Origin of the sequence: Allopusillimonas soli, from assembly GCF_004153445.1 — a bacterium.
Classification (GTDB): Bacteria; Pseudomonadota; Gammaproteobacteria; order Burkholderiales; family Burkholderiaceae_B; genus Allopusillimonas; species Allopusillimonas soli.
Map to the genome: position 1 here is coordinate 379,633 of NZ_SDQC01000002.1, position 17,168 is coordinate 396,800.

18 protein-coding genes and 1 pseudogene are annotated in these 17,168 nt (G+C 55.1%); 12 read left to right on the forward strand and 7 right to left on the reverse strand.

The annotated features are described in order from the left end of the window. Positions 1–26 precede the first annotated feature (26 nt). On the reverse strand, positions 27–623 hold the full coding sequence (locus tag ERD78_RS07575) for an HdeD family acid-resistance protein (protein ID WP_129968672.1): 597 nt from the start codon (positions 621–623) through the stop codon (positions 27–29). Positions 624–922: 299 nt separating this feature from the next. Here ERD78_RS07575 and ERD78_RS07580 point away from each other — a divergent pair, with 299 nt between their 5' ends. Next, entirely contained in the window at positions 923–1,651 is a 729-nt protein-coding gene (locus ERD78_RS07580; RefSeq protein ID WP_129968673.1) for a phosphoadenylyl-sulfate reductase, read from the forward strand. 89 nt (positions 1,652–1,740) lie between these two features. On the opposite strand, the gene ERD78_RS07585 is transcribed toward ERD78_RS07580, so the two are convergent. Further along, positions 1,741–2,211, reverse strand: a complete 471-nt coding sequence (locus tag ERD78_RS07585) for a hypothetical protein (RefSeq protein ID WP_129968674.1) — start codon at positions 2,209–2,211, stop codon at positions 1,741–1,743. A gap of 177 nt (positions 2,212–2,388) precedes the next feature. Between ERD78_RS07585 and ERD78_RS07590 the strand changes: the two genes are divergently transcribed. The 11 genes from ERD78_RS07590 (at position 2,389) to ERD78_RS20280 (ending at position 13,426) form a co-directional block, all read left to right on the forward strand. Further along, positions 2,389–3,498, forward strand: coding sequence for a mandelate racemase/muconate lactonizing enzyme family protein (locus ERD78_RS07590; RefSeq protein WP_129968675.1), 1,110 nt, complete (start codon positions 2,389–2,391; stop codon positions 3,496–3,498). 53 nt (positions 3,499–3,551) lie between these two features. Beyond that, a complete protein-coding gene (locus ERD78_RS07595) occupies positions 3,552–4,745 on the forward strand; it encodes an ABC transporter substrate-binding protein (RefSeq protein ID WP_245152381.1) in 1,194 nt (397 codons plus the stop codon). Between the two features lie 86 nt (positions 4,746–4,831). Continuing rightward, entirely contained in the window at positions 4,832–5,692 is an 861-nt protein-coding gene (locus ERD78_RS07600; RefSeq protein ID WP_129968676.1) for a branched-chain amino acid ABC transporter permease, read from the forward strand. 2 nt (positions 5,693–5,694) lie between these two features. Next, positions 5,695–6,774, forward strand: a complete 1,080-nt coding sequence (locus ERD78_RS07605; RefSeq protein ID WP_129968677.1) for a branched-chain amino acid ABC transporter permease — start codon at positions 5,695–5,697, stop codon at positions 6,772–6,774. Next, positions 6,771–7,526, forward strand: a complete 756-nt coding sequence (locus tag ERD78_RS07610) for an ABC transporter ATP-binding protein (protein WP_129968678.1) — start codon at positions 6,771–6,773, stop codon at positions 7,524–7,526. Before ERD78_RS07605 ends, ERD78_RS07610 begins: the two co-directional genes overlap by 4 nt. A gap of 1 nt (position 7,527) precedes the next feature. Beyond that, positions 7,528–8,283 carry an ABC transporter ATP-binding protein gene (locus ERD78_RS07615; protein ID WP_129968679.1) on the forward strand — a complete coding sequence of 252 codons (756 nt, stop codon included), beginning with the start codon at positions 7,528–7,530 and terminating at the stop codon, positions 8,281–8,283. Between the two features lies 1 nt (position 8,284). Then, the gene (locus tag ERD78_RS07620) at positions 8,285–9,418 is read left to right on the forward strand and encodes a mandelate racemase/muconate lactonizing enzyme family protein (protein ID WP_129968680.1); all 1,134 of its coding nucleotides are present in this window, start codon (positions 8,285–8,287) and stop codon (positions 9,416–9,418) included. Between the two features lie 146 nt (positions 9,419–9,564). Next, positions 9,565–9,993, forward strand: coding sequence for an OsmC family protein (locus ERD78_RS07625; RefSeq protein WP_129968681.1), 429 nt, complete (start codon positions 9,565–9,567; stop codon positions 9,991–9,993). Positions 9,994–10,003: 10 nt separating this feature from the next. Then, positions 10,004–10,423, forward strand: coding sequence for an alternative ribosome rescue aminoacyl-tRNA hydrolase ArfB (gene arfB, locus ERD78_RS07630; RefSeq protein ID WP_129968682.1), 420 nt, complete (start codon positions 10,004–10,006; stop codon positions 10,421–10,423). Between the two features lie 236 nt (positions 10,424–10,659). Continuing rightward, positions 10,660–12,642 carry a BCCT family transporter gene (locus ERD78_RS07635; protein WP_129968683.1) on the forward strand — a complete coding sequence of 661 codons (1,983 nt, stop codon included), beginning with the start codon at positions 10,660–10,662 and terminating at the stop codon, positions 12,640–12,642. Positions 12,643–13,093: 451 nt separating this feature from the next. Next, entirely contained in the window at positions 13,094–13,426 is a 333-nt protein-coding gene (locus tag ERD78_RS20280; RefSeq protein ID WP_129968684.1) for a four-helix bundle copper-binding protein, read from the forward strand. A gap of 8 nt (positions 13,427–13,434) precedes the next feature. Here ERD78_RS20280 and ERD78_RS07645 read toward each other — a convergent pair whose 3' ends face one another. The 5 genes and pseudogenes from ERD78_RS07645 to ERD78_RS07665 form a co-directional block, all read right to left on the reverse strand. Further along, the gene (locus tag ERD78_RS07645; protein ID WP_129968685.1) at positions 13,435–14,094 is read right to left on the reverse strand and encodes a hypothetical protein; all 660 of its coding nucleotides are present in this window, start codon (positions 14,092–14,094) and stop codon (positions 13,435–13,437) included. Between the two features lie 291 nt (positions 14,095–14,385). Continuing rightward, positions 14,386–14,574, reverse strand: a pseudogene (locus ERD78_RS07650) (VOC family protein); the annotation flags it as partial. Further along, positions 14,574–15,623, reverse strand: coding sequence for a LacI family DNA-binding transcriptional regulator (locus ERD78_RS07655; RefSeq protein ID WP_129968686.1), 1,050 nt, complete (start codon positions 15,621–15,623; stop codon positions 14,574–14,576). The gene ERD78_RS07655 and the pseudogene ERD78_RS07650, both read right to left, overlap by 1 nt. Before the next feature lie 20 nt (positions 15,624–15,643). Continuing rightward, a complete protein-coding gene (locus tag ERD78_RS07660) occupies positions 15,644–16,360 on the reverse strand; it encodes an RraA family protein (RefSeq protein ID WP_129968687.1) in 717 nt (238 codons plus the stop codon). Between the two features lie 51 nt (positions 16,361–16,411). Continuing rightward, positions 16,412–17,167, reverse strand: a complete 756-nt coding sequence (locus tag ERD78_RS07665; RefSeq protein ID WP_129968688.1) for an SDR family NAD(P)-dependent oxidoreductase — start codon at positions 17,165–17,167, stop codon at positions 16,412–16,414. Position 17,168 lies beyond the last annotated feature (1 nt).

A 17,168-nucleotide genomic window follows, 5' to 3' on the forward strand; every position in this document is an offset into this window, starting at 1 on the left:
ACGCAACGCGTTATGTTCGCTAGGGCTTATACCGTATTTTGAGGGTGACGCCTGCGCAATGCAAAGCCCAGCAGAAGCAGCGATCCGCCCTGTATGCAGAGATCGAAAACCAGCAAAAGACCGAGCATCCATATGCTATTGCCCGGCCAACCCGCCGTTACGATCAAGCCGGCGCAGAAAGTGATCGCGCCCGAAAGTCCCAGCCATTGCCACTGATGATGCCGCCGATTGCGAAACCAGATCCAGAACCGGACAGCACCGGCGCCAGTGAGGACGGCGCCGAGCAGCAGCGTGAGGATGCGCGCGCCAGCAAGCGGGTTGATGATGGCCAGAATACCCGCGCCAGCATAAAGAAGGCCGCCCATGCTCCAGAACACGAAACTGCTCCAAGCCTTGATGCGCCATGCGTGCATGAGCTGGAATATGCCTCCCGCCATCATAACGATACCGACATAAAACACACTGACGAGCGTGGCTACAACAATATGAACCGCCGCTATCAGGCCCAGCGCCAGCAATACGCCGCCCAGTACCGCAAACCAGCCCCATTGGGTGCCCAGCCTGGCGAGCAGGGCGGCAAGGCTGTCGTGATGGTGGGTGGCAGGATGATCGTAATTGGCCATGTCAAACTCCTTGACGATGACACACATACAGCGTTGGCAACAGCGCGATGCATTGCGCCCGTGCGTTTATTCTAGCGCAGGCGAGGTATTCACATCGCGCCATTATGTCGGCAGGGCATAAGCAATAGAAAAACGATTAGTTCCTTTTGCTGCGCACGATAGGCAAGATGATGGCTCGAATCAGAAGACGATGGAGTTGTCATGCAGAGCTTGCCTCGAACCAGCCGGGCGCGCATTGCGGCGTGCGGTATCTTTGTCAACGCGAAAAAAACACATGCCCGCGCGGAAAGAGGCGCGGCATGACCATTCTCGCTGACAACACCCTGCGCCAGGATAGCAGCCTTGAAATTCTCTGGCAGACGCTGTGCGTCAACCTGACCGACATCGCTCAACGCTATCCCAATGCCGCGCTCGCGTCGTCCTTGGCGGCCGAAGACATGGTGCTGACGCATGCGATCCTCTCTCGATCGTTGCCGCTCGCCATCTTTACGCTAGATACCGGCCGATTGCATACGGAAACGCTGGATGTCATCGAGGCCATAACGCAGCGCTACGGACAGCGTATCGAGATATGGAAGCCCGAGGCCGAAGTGGTGCGCGCACACGTCCAGGCGCATGGCACGCATGCCTTCTACGAAAGCGTCGCGTTGCGCAAAGCATGCTGCAATATGCGCAAGGTTGAACCGCTCAAGCGAGCCTTGCAGGGTAGGGGAGCATGGATAACGGGGCAGCGGCGCGAGCAATCCATTACGCGCGATCATCTTCCTCTTGAAGAAGACGATGCAGTATTCGGCCTGTACAAGTTCAATCCGCTGGCGTATTGGCGCCACGAAGATGTATGGGAGGCAATCCGGTATTTCGGTATTCCCTACAACGCCCTGCACGACAAAGGCTACCCGTCCATAGGGTGCGAACCCTGTACCCGTGCGATCAAACCCGGAGAAGATCTGCGCGCGGGACGATGGTGGTGGGAATCGTCCGATTCCAAGGAGTGTGGCCTTCATGCCGGAAACCTGGAAAAGGTGTAGAGCGCGCATCCTGCATATGAGGTCCACCGCCTGCGATGCCAAAGTCCGGGCTTGATGTCTGCATCATCACCTGCGGCACTTGCAGGCCATCACAATTGTTGCGCGGCTGCGTAAGAGAGAATGCGTGCCCACCTGCGCGTCTCCCGCGCCGATGGCATGGGCAGGCGCCATTCCTTTTGCGCGGCATGATGCAGCGTCACTACCAGACTCCAGCCCTGATCGTTCCGGACAGCATGGGCGCTGCCGATATCCGCAAAAATAAAATCGGTACGGTCGGATCCGCGCACAATTGAACCTTGTTTCGACAGTGCATCCAGACGCAATTCTCCCCAGCTCGCGTACAGCGTCAGTACACGCTGGCCTCCGATCTTGACGCCATGGAAACGGCGATACCGAAGGATCGCCAGCACGAAGGGCGAGCAGGCCAGCGCCACCGCCGCCAGCACCGCCATGATGCCGATAGGCCAGCCATACATGGATGTGAAATGCTCGTGCAGGCGCACTAGACCATAGATTGCGAAACCGAACAGGATCGGGATCAGCAGCAAAATCAAGGGCATGGCACGCACCAATGTGATATGCAATCGGTATCAGACATGATGAAAATAGTATTAGACTGGACCTTGCGGTTTCAGGAATAGTAAGACGCATATACCGACGCAAGGTCACCGCTCGTCACCACAGTCTGCCTGGTGTTGCATTGCAATATGACCGCGCCGTCATTGCAGGGGAGCATTATGTCAGACGGTCTCTCGATTACCGGTTTTGAGACAAAACTGATTGTTTTGCCTTTGGAGCGCACCCTCCGGACCTCCATTCATCAGATTTCCACCGTTTGCTGTCTCTTGGTGACAGTCCACACCAACGAAGGCATCACAGGCGAGGGCTATGGCTTCTGCTTTGATATTGAGCGCTTAAAAGCAATAAGCCGCTTCACGCAATCCATGGAACCGCTGCTGCGAGGCCGTGATCCTCACGATGTGGAGGCCTTGTGGATGGATTTTTTGCGAAGCAGCAACTTCTATGGGCAGAGCGGTATTTCCATACTTGCCTATACACCGCTTGACGTTGCCTGCTGGGACATCATCGGCAAGCATGCGGGCAGACCATTGTACAAACTATTTGGCGCTTGCCGGGAACGTGTCCCCGTCTATGCGAGCGCCGGATTATGGTTGTCGTCCAGTATTGATGAGCTGCGTACGGAGGCGCGCGCATTTCTGAAGCAGGGCTTTCGCGCGATGAAGATGCGGCTGGGAATGCGATCGATAGAGGAAGATGTGGCGCGCGTCCGCGCGGTGCGGGAAGCCATTGGTGACGACATCACGCTCATGGCGGATGCGAACCAGGGGCTGGATGCAGCCAAGGCATTAAGACTGGGGCGTGCCGTGGCGCCTTTCAACCTCGCCTGGTTCGAGGAGCCAGTGCCGACCTGGAACGACGAGGCCGCAGCGATGCTCGTGCGCAAGCTGGATACGCCAATAGCGAGTGCGGAAACCGAGTACACCCGATATGGCATCAAACGGATGCATCAGGCCGGTGCGGCCACCGTCTTCATGCCTGATCTACAGCGCATGGGCGGGTACACCGAAATGATGAAGTCCGTGCGCTACCTGGCAGCCAGCGACACGCCTGTATCTCCCCATATATTCACCGAGCACAGCCTGCATGTCGTTGCCGCGTCGGCGAACGCGACCTGGTGCGAGCACATGCCGTGGTTCTCCGCGCTTTTCAAAGAGAAGCTGGCTATTGAGGACGACGGTACGGTCCTTATGCCCGACCGTCCCGGAACCGGATTTTCATTCGACTGGGATGCACTGGAATCCTACCAGGTCAAGAATGACACTTAAGCCGAACTGCGCCGTGGCGCTCGTCGGCAATCATGAAGAAGGAGACAACAACGATGAATCAGATGCGTGGATTGAAACGGTTGGCTGTCTGCGGCGCCACTGCGCTGGCCTTGACAACAGGCATGGGATCCGCCCATGCTGAAGCCGACTCCATAAAAATTGGCTGGCTGTCATCATTGACCGGCCCGCTTTCCTCGGCGGCAATCGCAGAAAACCAAGGGGTGCAATTTGCTGTTGATCAGATAAACAGCGCTGGTGGCGTGAACGGCCGCCAGCTTGAGCTGATTACCCGCGACACAATGGGAGACCCCACCAAGGCCGTCAATTTTGCCAAAGAGCTTGCCTATAACGAGAAAGTGGATTTTGTCATCGGCCCAGTCAACTCTGGCGAATCGCTTGCAACAGTGCCCATACTGACTCGTGCCGGCATCCCCAATCTCATTATCGGCACCGTCGATTCGCTCACTGATCCCAAGAAGTATCCCTATGCCTTCAGGTTGATCAACACCAACACGCAATGGATCAGTGTGGCCAACAAGTACGCCACAGAGCATTTGGGACGCAAAAAAATCGCTGTCATCGGGGATACGACAGGGTATGGCGCATCCTCCGCCAAACGTGCACAGGCGCTGCTAAAAGAGCAGGGCATCGAGCCGGTCTATTCGGTACTGATAGACCCGAACAAGACCAATGTCACGGACGAGATTCAAAAGGCCAGGGAAGCCGGCGCGGATGTCATCATGCCGTGGTCAGCCTCGACTGGTCTGCTGGCGCGGATACTCAATGCTCGCGGCAATAGCCAATGGGATGTGCCTGTCGTGGGCCACCCCGCACTCATGGGCTCGCCCATACGAGATCTGCTGAACAAACCCGAGTACTGGGACAATGTATTCGCCGCAGGATATGTCAGCACCACCTACGACAAGGACGGCAATTTCCAGCCTGCCACACACAAGCTTATGGAAGCACTCCGTCCCAAACTTGGCGGCGGAGAGATCGACTTCACGTTCTGGTGGGTTGCCCTGGGCTACGACTGCGTCAAGACAATCGAGTATGCGGTGCAGAAGACGGGCGGAACCGACAAGGATGAATTCAAGAAACTGATGGAATCCACGAAGGATCTTCCCGGCGTGTACGCAAACTACACATGGACGCCGCAGGATCACAATGGATTTCCGGATTCCGCCATGCAAATGAATCTGGCCAATACCTTCAAGGACGGCAGTTTCCTCGCTGCACCCAAGTAAGGTCGGCATGCCCCAAGCGAAGAACAGTCTCCTTCGGCTGGGGCACACGGTTTTTCTTGTTTGATCTGCAATGGGAGGGGTTCCGCATGCTGATGGTCGTTGTCACTGGATTGGCTGTGGGCGCACTCTACGCAGGCGCGGCACTGGCTTATAACGCGATGTATTCGACGTCCAAAGTGCTGAGCATTACAACGGGGCATCTATTCATGCTGAGCAGTGTGACCGGTGCCTATTTGATTACCGATCTGGGCCAACCTATCGTCCTGGGGCTCGCGGGCGCCATCCTGGTATCCGTTGTCTTCGGGCTGCTTACGGAACTACTGGCGGTACGCCGCATTCTGGCGCGATCGGAAGAGCACCTTTGGCTACTTAGCACCCTGGCGCTCGCCACAATTGTCCAGCAGTCCGTAGCCCTTTGGTGGGGCACGGAGCCCCGCGCCTTCCCCCGCCTGCTGGACCAGGATTTCACGGCCGGACCCTGGGACCAGAAATTCTGGCTGCCGATTGCTGCAGTCATTCTCATTGCTTTGGCATTGGAATGGTTTTATCGCCACACCCTCTACGGCAAAGTATTTCTTGCTGTGGCGGAGGATCCCTTTGCCGCACGCGCGCGCGGCATTTCCACTGACAGAGTCCGATCATTTTCCTATGGCATGGCGGGGCTGCTTGGGGGCCTGGTCGGATTTGCGGCCGGGCAACTGACCTTTGCCTATTTTGCGCTGGGCCTGAGTCTGACCCTCTATGGTTTCATTGCCCTTGCCGTGGGCGGCATGGGCAGCAATCTGGGCGCCATCATCGGTGGCTTGGCGCTGGGCATGTTGTCGACATTTGCAACATACTTCTTTGGCGGGGAATATCAGCAGACTATTGCTGTTGGTATTTTGATGGCCTTCCTGCTGCTTAAGCCCGAAGGTCTATTCGGGAACAAACAGACACGGCAGGTATGAACATGGCCGCTACGCGCAATATCGTCATTCCTGTCGCAGCTCTGGCTGTATTGGCTGCGTTGCCATTTGCGGTTGGCAATCCATATCAATTGCATATTCTGACGCTTATCGGCATTTACTGGATACTGAATGCGGGCCTGAATCTCGCCGTCGGCTATACAGGCGTACTTTCCGTGGGCCACGTTGGCCTGCTGGCCATTGGCGCATATAGCTATGCCATATTGACCGGGCATTACGACATCGCTCCCTGGCTGGCGCTTGCCGCGTCTGGGGCACTGGGAGGGCTATGCGGGTTCCTGCTGGGGTTGCCATCGCTGAGGTTGCCGGGATTCTATTTTGCAATGGCCACCATCGCATTCACCTTGATGGTCACGGAGTTCAGCCTTGCCCAGGACAGCCTGACGGGAGGCGGGGCAGGCTTGAGCGTGCCATTTTTTTCGGCGCCATTCGACAGCCCCAACGGCCTGTATTGGCTGGTGCTGGGATTTGCAACCGTCATTACCTGGATTACCTGGAACCTGGCGCGTCATATGTGGGGCAGGGCAATGATTGCGGTACGCGACAGCACCGTCGCCGCCGCGGCTACCGGGGTTCCAATTTTCCGCATCAAGCTCAGCATTTTTGCGTTCAGCGGCGTTACCGCGGGAATATCTGGCGCGCTGTTTGCCATTCTTCAGAGCTATATCACGCCCGAGACGTTTGTCTTTGAGCTCAGCCTTTTCTTTTTCGTTTGTATCGTCATCGGCGGCCGCGGCACGATCTGGGGGCCGCTTCTGGGCACGGCTGTTCTTGCAGCGCTGCCTGAGCTGATGGGATCCTTGGCGAGATGGAGCCAGTTTTTCTATGGCATCCTGCTGCTGGCGGTGGTCTTGGTTGTACCGGAAGGCATCGGCAGCGTAGTGCGCATCTTTCGCGAAAAATATTTGCTTGGCAAACGTGTAAAACAAGTTGTCGCACCAGACCTTGATCGCCTTGCGAGCGCCATTGCTCTGCGTCGTGGGCAAACGCAGCAGGATCGCAACGAATTTACTGGACTCGCCGTGACGCCCAATGCTCATGACGCATCGGAGGAATCAAAGTGAGTGCGTTGCAATTGCAGAGCGTCAGCAAGCATTTTGGTGGCGTGCTGGCAGTGGATCAGGTGTCGCTTTCATTGCGCCAGGGCGAGATACATGGGCTGATCGGCCCTAATGGCAGCGGAAAGACAACCTTGCTGAATCTGCTGTCCGGCTACTATCCCCTGAGCGGCGGCTCCATAACACTCGATGGCGACGATCTGTCAGCAAAGACTGTCCAACAGAGAGCTTATGCAGGTATCTCTCGCACATTTCAGAAGCCTCGGTTGCTTGGCTCAATGAGCACCCTCGATAATGCCATGCTTGGATGCTGGAAGGATTCGCAGTCCAATATGCTGCAAATCGGCGCCTTTACACCCAAAGCGCGGCGCGAGGAAAGCAGGCTGCGCAGCCGTGCGGAAGAAATATTGCATGGCATCGGGCTTGGAGCAATCATTGATGAGCCGGCGCGGCTGCTTGATCATGCCGAACAGAGATTTCTTGAGATTGCACGCGGCTTGTGCATGCAGCCGCGCTTCATACTTCTTGATGAGCCGGCGGGCGGCCTGACGGAAACGGAAATTGAACGTCTGGCCGATATCGTTGTTGCCATGCGCGATGCGGGGTTGGGTGTGCTGATTGTCGAACACCATACAGACTTCGTATTTCGGGTCAGCAATAGAGTGACAGCCTTGAATCTTGGGAAGCAAATAGCTAGCGGCTCACCGCAAGCTGTGCGCGCAGATGCAGAAGTCATTCGCGTATATCTTGGAGCCTGACATGGATGATCAACGTCCCCATGCTTCCTCTCCCATCGTGCTTGACGTCACCGGCTTGACGGTTGCCTATGGCAAAGCGGAGGTGGTTCACGGCGCCAATCTGCGCGTGCATGAAGGAGAGTTCGTCGTGCTGCTTGGCCGCAATGGTGCGGGCAAAAGCAGCTCATTGCATGCGATTGGCGCCCTTATCCAGAGAAAGGGTGGCGAAATACGATTCTTGGGTCAAGATGTGACGAAATCCAATGCACGCGCGCTGGCACGGATGGGACTGGTTAACGTGCTCGAAGGCCATCGCGTCTTTACCACGCTGAGCGTAGAGGACAACCTGATGCTGGGCACATACGCACAGAACCCCCATGGAGACAAGGCCGCAGTGGAATCAGCCATGGAGATATTTCCCGAACTGGCCGATCTCAGGCATCAATTGGCTTCCAGGTTAAGTGGCGGACAACAGCAGATTCTCGCTGTCGCGCAGGGCATAGCCGCAAAGCCGAAACTGCTGGTGCTTGATGAGCCATCGGGAGGGCTTGCTCCCCTGGTGATAGACCGTATTCTGACGGTTGCCAAGACATTAACCCGGCAAGGCACAGCCGTTCTGCTGGTCGAGCAACTGGTCAAGGAAGCGTTCAAGTTCGCGGACTATTGCTATCTGATGGAGAACGGCAAAATAGGAGGGGAGGGGACAGTCGAGTCGGTTCGAAGCGGCGATCTGATTCAGCGCATTTATCTGGGTGGCGCCGCTTCGGAGCAAGAGTGACATGAAGATAATCGATATAGAAACAATTGTTGTCGCCATTCCATATCAGCACGACGGCGCGGCCACGGGTTTTGGCGGCACCATCTGGCACGACTTGTCCTTTCTTCTCATCAAAGTCACGACGGATGAAGGCCTGACTGGCTGGGGCGAGGCATTCGGGTACAACGCGATACCAGCCACTCGAACAGCCATGCTGGATATAGTCAAGCCGCTGGCCATTGGCCAGGCCATGTCACTTAAATCCATTGCATCATCAGGAAGAGCGCTGCACGACGTTCCAGAGTTCATGGACAGGTTGAAAAAGCCCCTTCATCTGTTCGGCCGCAGTGGGCCTGTTTTTTATGCGTTAAGCGGATTGGATATCGCACTCTGGGACCTGGCCGCCAAATATGCCGGCGTTTCCGTCGGGAGGCTGCTAATTGATCATCCACGCCCAACGGTGCCTGCCTACAAGAGCTTCATGCGTTTGATCGAGCCGTCGGTGGTGGCACGAGCAACCGAAAGAGCCGCTATGCAGGGCTATCAAAAGCTGAAGTTGCATGAGATTGCGATTGACGCCGTTGCAGCCGCAAGAGAGGCGGCGGGCCCGAATGTGGCGTTGATGCTCGACGTCAACTGCGCTTGGCCTGCTGACGAGGCAATTCACCAGGCGCGCCTGCTTCAGCCATTTGGGCTGAAATGGCTGGAGGAACCTATATGGCCGCCCGAAGACATCGAGGGCATTATGCGCCTAAGAAAATCAGTAGAAGACGTCCCCCTTGCGTTGGGTGAAAATGTTGCCAACGCTTCAGCTTTCATGCCTCTTTTGCACGCAGGCGTCGTGGATTATTATCAGCCCAGCATCACAAAAGCAGGGGGGATTACTGAATTCATTGCCGTCGCCGAGGCGGCTGTTCAATTGGGGCGCGCAGTAGCGCCACACAGCCCATACTTTGGTCCCGGGCTGTTGGCTACGCTTCAGATGGCAAGCGCCTATAGGTGCATTGATGGCATCGAAATATTCGGTGTAGAACTGGATGCAACGCTTTTCGGCGGCCGCGGCATGCCTGATGGCATGGGAACGATCACCATTCCCGATGGCCCCGGCCTGGGTTGCGACCCAGATCAGGACATACTGGCCAGATACGGCATCTGAAACAAACCCCTGTTACAGTCCCAGATATTCCCTGCCGGCCGCATCAGCCGGGTTATGGTCATGCTATCTGTCACGAGTGCAGTGTCCGGCATGCAGCTTGCTGGGTCGAGCATGCACTTTCTCAACGCGTCATAGGAGTCGAACACATGACTACAAAAACTGGATCTGCAGTCTGGAAAGGCGGTTTCAAGGATGGCAGCGGGACCATCTCCACGGAGACTGGTGCGCTGAACAATGCGCCTTACGGCGTTGCATCACGTTTTGAATCGGGTCAGGGCACAAATCCGGAAGAGCTTATTGGGGCAGCGCATGCCAGCTGCTTTTCAATGGCCTTCTCTCTTATGCTTGGCGAGGCCGGCTTCACGCCTGATGAAATCCGCACTTCGGCCAAAATCACGCTGGACAAAGTAGCGGACGGCTTTGCGGTAACATCCAGCCATCTCACGGTCGAGGCGCGTATTCCTAACATCGACGAAGCCCGATTCAGCGAGATAGCCAATCAGGCGAAAGCCGGTTGCCCTATATCAAAACTGCTCAATACCAAGATAACCATGGATGCCAGGCTGACCACCTGACACTGTCTTCATGCTGCCGATTTGCGACGATATTTTCCTGGATGAGAACGAACTTGAATTCTCCATGATCCGGGCGCAGGGAACAGGCGGGCAGCATGTCAATAAGGTATCCAGCGCCGTGCAACTGCGCCTGGATATAAACCGATCAAGCCTTCCAGAGGACAGCAAGCGCGTCTTGCTGTCCTTGGCCGACAGCCGCGTTTCCAAGCACGGGATCATCGTCATCAAGGCGCAAACACACCGCAGTCAGGCGCTGAATCGAGCCGACGCTGTTGCACGATTGATTTCGCTGCTGCGCAGCGGGCTGAAGAAGCAGCGTCCGCGCTGGGCGACGCGGCCCACAAGAGCCTCGCAACAGCGCCGGGTCCAACGCAAGCAGCTCCATGGTCAACTGAAGCGGACAAGGGAGCGTATACAGTCGTGGGACTGAGCAACGCCAAGGGTGGCGATTTGCTTTGGCCAATAATCCGCATAATGTATATTATGTAAAGTACCATATTGAACCCCGTAGCAGGCAATCAACATGATCAAACGCGCCCTACGCCTCTGGCGCGTCGATATACACGCACGGGGGAACCCCAAACACCTTGCCTTTACAGCCTTAGCGGACGCTATACTGCAGAAAAATATGTTCTGTGCGCTACTGTCATCAGCTTAGGATTCTCAATGAAGCAGCCACTAAGAGGCATTTCTCCGCTTTCTTTCTATGGCTCGGCCATTATCTCCATCGGCTTGATCATTTATGCCAGCCTAGCTCCCGATGCCGCTGCAACCTTATTCGAACAGGCCAACAACTGGATCATTCTGGAGGCTGGCTGGTTTTATCTGCTGGCCGTCGGCGGTTTTGTCATCTTTCTACTATTTCTTGCGATAAGCCCGCTTGGAAAGGTCAGACTGGGGCCGGATGACGCTGTTCCGGATTATAGCTATAGCACATGGGTAGCCATGCTGTTCAGTGCGGGCATGGGCATAGGTATTGTGTTTTATGGGGTTGCTGAGCCTATCATGCACTTTTCGGCTCCACCGGATGCCCCAGCCCGATCCGCCCAGGCCGCCCGTGATGCATTGGAAATCACCTTCTTTCATTGGGGCGTTCATGCGTGGGCTATCTATGCCGTCATGGGCTTGGTGCTGGCTTATTTCGGTTACCGCAAGGGCGAACCGCTCGTCATCCGCTCTGCCTTTCGCCCTTTGATTGGCGATAAAGTCAATGGCCCCATCGGCGATGTAATCGATATATTCGCCGTGGTGGGAACCCTGGCCGGCCTTGCCACATCGCTTGGGTTGGGCGTGGCACAGCTGAATGCCACGGGGGCTTATCTATTCGGACTACCCCAAAACCTTGAAACCCAGCTCATCCTGATCGGGATCGTCACAATTCTGGCCACCACCACCGTCGCCACGGGACTGGATAACGGCATCAGGCGCCTGAGCGAGATGATTATTATCGTCTCCTTTGTTCTGATGTTTCTGATCCTGGCGCTGGGCCCTACCCGTTTTCTTCTTCAAGCGTTGGTCGAGAACATCGGGCTTTACCTAAATGGCTTTGTGGCGCGTACTTTTCACATCTATGCCTACGAACCAACCGATTGGGTAGGCACCTGGACATTATTCTATTGGGGCTGGTGGATATCCTGGTCTCCTTTTGTTGGCCTTTTCATCGCGCGCATTTCGCGCGGTCGGACTATTCGTCAATTCCTGTTGGGCGTACTCTTTGCGCCAGCTGGCTTCAGTTTCATCTGGTTCACTATTTTCGGTGATGTAGCTATTTGGCTCGATCTGAATGTGGCGCACGGCAGCATTGCCACAACCGTTACCGAAAATATGCCAATTGCTCTGTTTACGGTGTTCGAGTATTTGCCATGGTCCACGTTTCTGGCATGGCTGACCGGTTTGCTGGTAGCTGTTTATTTTGTAACTGCGTCAGATGCCGGTGCGTTGGTCATCGCGATGATCACGTCTCGCGGCGAAGAGGAGCCTGTTTTGTGGTTGCGTATATTCTGGGCATTGGTGTGTGGTGCGGTGGCAGCGTGCCTGCTGCTGGCGGGCGGCCTTGGTGCCGTACAGATGGCTGCGGTCATTGCTGCCCTGCCCTTGTCCATCGTCATGGTGCTTATGTGCTACGGCATCTGGAAAGCGCTGAATGACGAAGTAGCACTTATCGCGAGTGCACGGCTGCAGCCTGCACCCCTGATACCGAATGAAGCAGCGCGCTTCTGGCGCCGGCGCATCAGCGCCATTATCAGTCATCCCGATCGAAGGCAGGTGGATAATTTTATTGCCTCGACAGTGAAAAAAGCGATGGAAACAGTCGCCGCCGAACTGGAGCAGCCCGCTCATATTGAAGCGCATATTGATAACAGCGAGGAAGGATTACGCCTGACAATCAATCATGGAGATATCGCAGCTCCTTTTGTTTATGAGGTCCGGCCAGTTAGCACCCCCATCCCCGCCTTCGTGCTTGCAGGTCCCGCTCGGGACGGCGCACCTCGCAACCGTTATTTTCGAGCAGAGATTTTTCTAGCACGCGGTGGACGCGGGTACGACATCTATGGCTATGCGACCGACCAAGTTATTGCCGATATCATCAACCATTATGATAAGCACCAATATTACATGGCGCTCACAGATAGCCGTGGCAAACCCTGAATTTTCCGTTGCGACCAAGCGCCCTCACCTCTTCGCACCTCATGCTTCGCAATCTATAACTCAGCCATTTACTTTCTACGACGCCACTCGTCCCATATAAGTATTCCGAACAGGACAACTAGGCACACCACTCCCAATACAATCATGGTGTTGGCGACGAATTCGGCGTGCATGGGGAGTGTGCGCGTATTTTCGCATGCAGTCCGGACAAGGACTGGTTAACAAGTTCTTCAGTGGCCTAAACGATTGGATTTCCGCAGTTTCGTCTAATACAGTGCGCAATTATGCTGACGCTGTCAAGCGTTCGCCAAATCAACCGAAGCAGATTTGTTATGCTTTTCTATGCTTCAAACCGACCCCTGATAGTCCGCGCCTGACAGCACATGACGATCAGGAATGGACCTTGCTGGCATGTAAGCTCCCTATTACCTAGTACCTAGGAGAGCACGTCATGAATGCCATCCCCGTCAATCAGAAGCAATGCATCGAATCATGTTTGACGTGTTACAGCACTTGCCTCTCGAGCGCAATGAACCATTGTCTTGAGGCTGGCGGCGCCCATCTGGATCCGTCTCATTTTCGTATCATGATGGCTTGCGTGGAAATATGCCGAACAGCCGCACACTTTATGCTGATAGGCACGGGTCAGCACAAGCAAACCTGCGCAATCTGCAGCCAAGTCTGTCGCGACTGTGCAGCCAGTTGTGAAAGCCTTGAAGGCATGGAAGAATGCGCAAACGCCTGTCGGGAATGTGCGGAACACTGTGCTCAAATGGCTGCATAACCCCAAAATCATTGTTTGGGAACATCGAACGTCAGCGTCGCCGTGTATCGCACCGAGTCGTAAGTTTTGCCGTCGAACTCCACCTCGCCATTGAGCTTGACCGTGGTGTTTAGCACGTATCGGGACGGAAATAGATCGGGGAAGTCTGATGATACCAGGGATACTGTGCCGTCCGGCCCGGCATGCAGCGTACGCCGCCACCCAGATGAAGTCTGTACGCCAACCACTGCAGATGCCACTGGCTTGCCCTTCCAGATGAGGCGGAAGTGATCGCCATTGGGTTCGGTAGGAACCAGTTCCAGATCATTGACGGGTTCTGTTTCCGAGCGCCCCGCTTTGGCACCGAAAATCGTTAAAACGTCATTCTTGTCCAGCGACTTAGCCGTGAAACGCGCATCGCCGGACGTCTCTGATCCAGGTAGTGTCGCCGTATAGCCATCGTCAGTAGCCTGTACTGGCAGGTCTTTGCCGTCGGCCAATACAACGTGCGGTTCTTTCAAAACAGGCATGGGCGAGGATTGGCGTGTCGGAATCAATTCACCGACATGAGCCTCTACGCTGTCTCCTTCGGACGTAACCCAGACATAGGGTGCCGCCCAAGCTGGCAAGGCGGCAAGGGAAACACAAAGAACCAAAGCCGCCCGAAGGACGCGAACGTGTGAGTGCACAAATTTCTCCTTATTACACGGCCAGCCGCCAGCGGACATGCCTCAGGGAGCGTGATCCGCGCATTGACTCAGAATCCCCGCGAGGCTACTGAGCGGACAGTCCACCGCCCCCGTCAAGCAACCCCACCAATGGTTTGGCCTGCCTTTTCTCAATCAACAATGAGAATAATTTCTATTTATTATCAGGCAATCCGTGCTGTTAGGCAACAATATGTCCATACATCGAGCTGCCAAGGCTGGCGCCGCATGCATAGCCTATTCGTCATCTGCTGCAACAATGCTATGCGCCTTTCAGCCTTGTCGGGCTGCCTCTATCGCGGCGATATCAATTTTTTTCATTCCCCATCATGGCTTCGAGTGCACGATTTGCGGCTGCCCTGTCTGTATCGGTAATCGCGCTATCAAGGCGCGAGGCGTGATCTGCCACGACACCCCGCACTTGTCCTTGCACCAGCCACATGCACTTTCCTCGCTGCCATTTAGCTCTTGGTGGTTCTTCGAAGCACGGTCGTCACGGGAGTTACGATATGGCATGCGGGTGTGGGCACCTCGGAGGAAATCTGTTCAAGAAGAATGGAAACAGTAGCTTCGGTCATGGCTTTGACGTTTTGCTCAATGGTGGTTAGCTGGTAGCCCCCCCATCCTGATTGGGGCGCATTATCAAAGGCCACCACCTGCACATCTTCTGGGATCTGCAGTTGTAATTCAATGCGCAAAACATCCAATACCGCGAATGCCATATGGTCGTTGGCCACAAACACGGCATCTGGCCGTTTGCTGGGTGCTACGTCAAATAATCCTCTTGCTGCTCTCGAAGCGGCCTCAAGGCTGTATTCGCCCACACGGCGTCCGAACAGTTGTACACCATTATCATTGAGTTCAGCCAACAGGCCTTGCTCACGCTCTTGGCTGGTGGAGGAATCTTCCAAGCCGGCAATGAAAGCAATTCGCCGCGCCCCTTTTCGAAGCAACAAGCGCGCAGCAAGCCGTCCTCCTTCGATATTGTCCGAGGCAACTGAACTGACTTGATTCATCTTGGATGTGCGATTGAATAGCACCACAGGGATTCCTGATTCCTGACAATGTGCCGCAAGCTCAGAGGACATCATCGTACTGGCCAGCACTATCCCATCTACTTGATATTGCAGCATCTCCAACAAAAAGGTATCGGTTTCACTGTCCTTGGATGTGGATTCATTGCGAATGAATAACAAAACATGGTAGCCACGCGCCTGCAGCAGCTGTGACAGAGCCTCAAGAACGCTGGGATAAAATTGGTTTTCTAGATAAGACACCACAACCGCAATGATTCGTGACTTGCGCGTCGAAAGAGTACGCGCGATTGCATTGGGCCTATAGCCAAGTTGCTGTGCGGCCGCCAATACCCGGCGACGAGTTTCCTTGCCGGCACTGGCGCCAGACGTGAATGTGCGGCTTACCGCAGATATGCTTACACCAGCCAGCGCAGCAACGTCAGAGAGTGTGACGACTGAACTTCGCCCGGGTGATCGTGTTTTTCCTTTGCGCATGGTCGCTCGCGGCAGCGAAACTAATGAATGTCATCGGCTTGACTCATAGCCAGCTTCAAATCCTCGACTGAAAATCCAGGACGCTGCGAAGCTGCGATCAATGGTTTTTCTCTTTCAACGATAACGTCGATTGCGCGCGGCAAGCCTTCCAGAGCCGTAGGCGGAATGATAACCGCGCCATGCCTGTCAGCGTGCAATAGATCATCATTATGAATTTCCAGTCCTGCAATGGTAACTGGTTGGCCTGTTGTCATTACCTGCGCGAACCCATGGCTTGGCGACACTGTTGCTGCGAGGATCTGAAATCCATCCGCCAACATGCCGAAATCACGCATTGCGCCGTTGGTCAAAACGCCTCTTACGCCCAGGCCTTTGAGGACATTGCTATGAACCTCTCCCCAAAACGCACCTAGACCGGGTTCGTCATCAATGTCCTGCATAACACAAATGGTTGGTATTCCTTTCCCTTCCACATGTTCGTACCAAGCTATCCGCCTGGCCTTGATAGCCGCGTCCGAATCAGTGTATGGCTCCGCTGTGCGCAAAGTTGCTGTGCGGGCGAACCCTAAAATAGGACTCATATCGGGATGAGCAGCAAAAAAATGACCGCGAGTAAAGCCTTGATTACTACGGACGCCGGTAACTATTTCTAGCGCATTGCAGATGGTGGGGGTATCCACAGAGAGCAATTTCTCAACGAGATCAACGGTAAGTACGCTGGGATCGATTTTTGTCATTTTGACCGCCTTATTCGAGAGGTGCGGATTGAATAGTGATTTTAAAAGCAGCTAGGCTGCAGTCCAGCCACCGTCCACCATTATGGCGGAGCCTGTTATCAATGCAGATGCATCGCTGGCCAAGAACACGACCGCACCCATGACATCTTCCAACTTTCCGATTCGCCCCAAGGCGATCTTGGATGTGACATAACTACGAAAGGCATTGTCGGCAAACATGGCATGCGTCATTTCCGTATCAATGAAAGTCGGACAAATTGTGTTTACACGAATTGCGCTTGAGCCCAACTCCCATGCCAGCGCCTTGGTGAAGCCCTCCAGCGCGTGCTTGGTTGCGCAATAAACTGTCCGCTTCAGCCCTCCTACGTGTCCCATCTGCGATGAAATATTGATAATGCTGCCAGGCAGTCCACGCGCCTGTAACGCATTTGCCGCCGCACGGCACACATAGAATGCAGCTTTTACATTCAGATCAATGACCTCGTTCAAATCCGCATCGAGAAGATCGCTGAGCAAGGCGGGTCGATTCATGCCCGCATTGTTGACAATGATGTCGAAATAACCGTGCTCAGCGATTCCTTCATTTACTGCGTTCGAGTCTGTAACGTCCAACTGCCACACCGACGCGAGCCCACCATCAGCAACGATGTCATTCATAACAGACTCCAGCGCGACTGCGCGACGAGAGGCCAGCACCACGTGCGCGCCCGCTTGGGCTAGCGCGTGCGCGGCGGCCAGTCCGATGCCACGGCTGGCCCCAGTGACCAACGCCTTCTTGCCATCAATACGAAAGCTGGGAGTTTTCATA

Excerpts from the sequence above, each read along its gene's own strand:
- ERD78_RS07660 (WP_129968687.1), bottom strand. The coding sequence starts at position 16,360 with ATGACAAAAATCGATCCCAGCGTACTTACCGTTGATCTCGTTGAGAAA.
- ERD78_RS07595 (WP_245152381.1), top strand. The coding sequence starts at position 3,552 with ATGAATCAGATGCGTGGATTGAAACGGTTGGCTGTCTGCGGCGCCACT.
- ERD78_RS07590 (WP_129968675.1), top strand. The coding sequence starts at position 2,389 with ATGTCAGACGGTCTCTCGATTACCGGTTTTGAGACAAAACTGATTGTT.
- ERD78_RS07625 (WP_129968681.1), top strand. The coding sequence starts at position 9,565 with ATGACTACAAAAACTGGATCTGCAGTCTGGAAAGGCGGTTTCAAGGAT.
- ERD78_RS07620 (WP_129968680.1), top strand. The coding sequence starts at position 8,285 with ATGAAGATAATCGATATAGAAACAATTGTTGTCGCCATTCCATATCAG.
- ERD78_RS07580 (WP_129968673.1), top strand. The coding sequence starts at position 923 with ATGACCATTCTCGCTGACAACACCCTGCGCCAGGATAGCAGCCTTGAA.
- ERD78_RS07600 (WP_129968676.1), top strand. The coding sequence starts at position 4,832 with ATGCTGATGGTCGTTGTCACTGGATTGGCTGTGGGCGCACTCTACGCA.
- arfB (WP_129968682.1), top strand. The coding sequence starts at position 10,004 with ATGCTGCCGATTTGCGACGATATTTTCCTGGATGAGAACGAACTTGAA.
- ERD78_RS20280 (WP_129968684.1), top strand. The coding sequence starts at position 13,094 with ATGAATGCCATCCCCGTCAATCAGAAGCAATGCATCGAATCATGTTTG.
- ERD78_RS07615 (WP_129968679.1), top strand. The coding sequence starts at position 7,528 with ATGGATGATCAACGTCCCCATGCTTCCTCTCCCATCGTGCTTGACGTC.
- ERD78_RS07665 (WP_129968688.1), bottom strand. The coding sequence starts at position 17,167 with ATGAAAACTCCCAGCTTTCGTATTGATGGCAAGAAGGCGTTGGTCACT.
- ERD78_RS07655 (WP_129968686.1), bottom strand. The coding sequence starts at position 15,623 with ATGCGCAAAGGAAAAACACGATCACCCGGGCGAAGTTCAGTCGTCACA.
- ERD78_RS07575 (WP_129968672.1), bottom strand. The coding sequence starts at position 623 with ATGGCCAATTACGATCATCCTGCCACCCACCATCACGACAGCCTTGCC.
- ERD78_RS07605 (WP_129968677.1), top strand. The coding sequence starts at position 5,695 with ATGGCCGCTACGCGCAATATCGTCATTCCTGTCGCAGCTCTGGCTGTA.
- ERD78_RS07585 (WP_129968674.1), bottom strand. The coding sequence starts at position 2,211 with ATGCCCTTGATTTTGCTGCTGATCCCGATCCTGTTCGGTTTCGCAATC.
- ERD78_RS07635 (WP_129968683.1), top strand. The coding sequence starts at position 10,660 with ATGAAGCAGCCACTAAGAGGCATTTCTCCGCTTTCTTTCTATGGCTCG.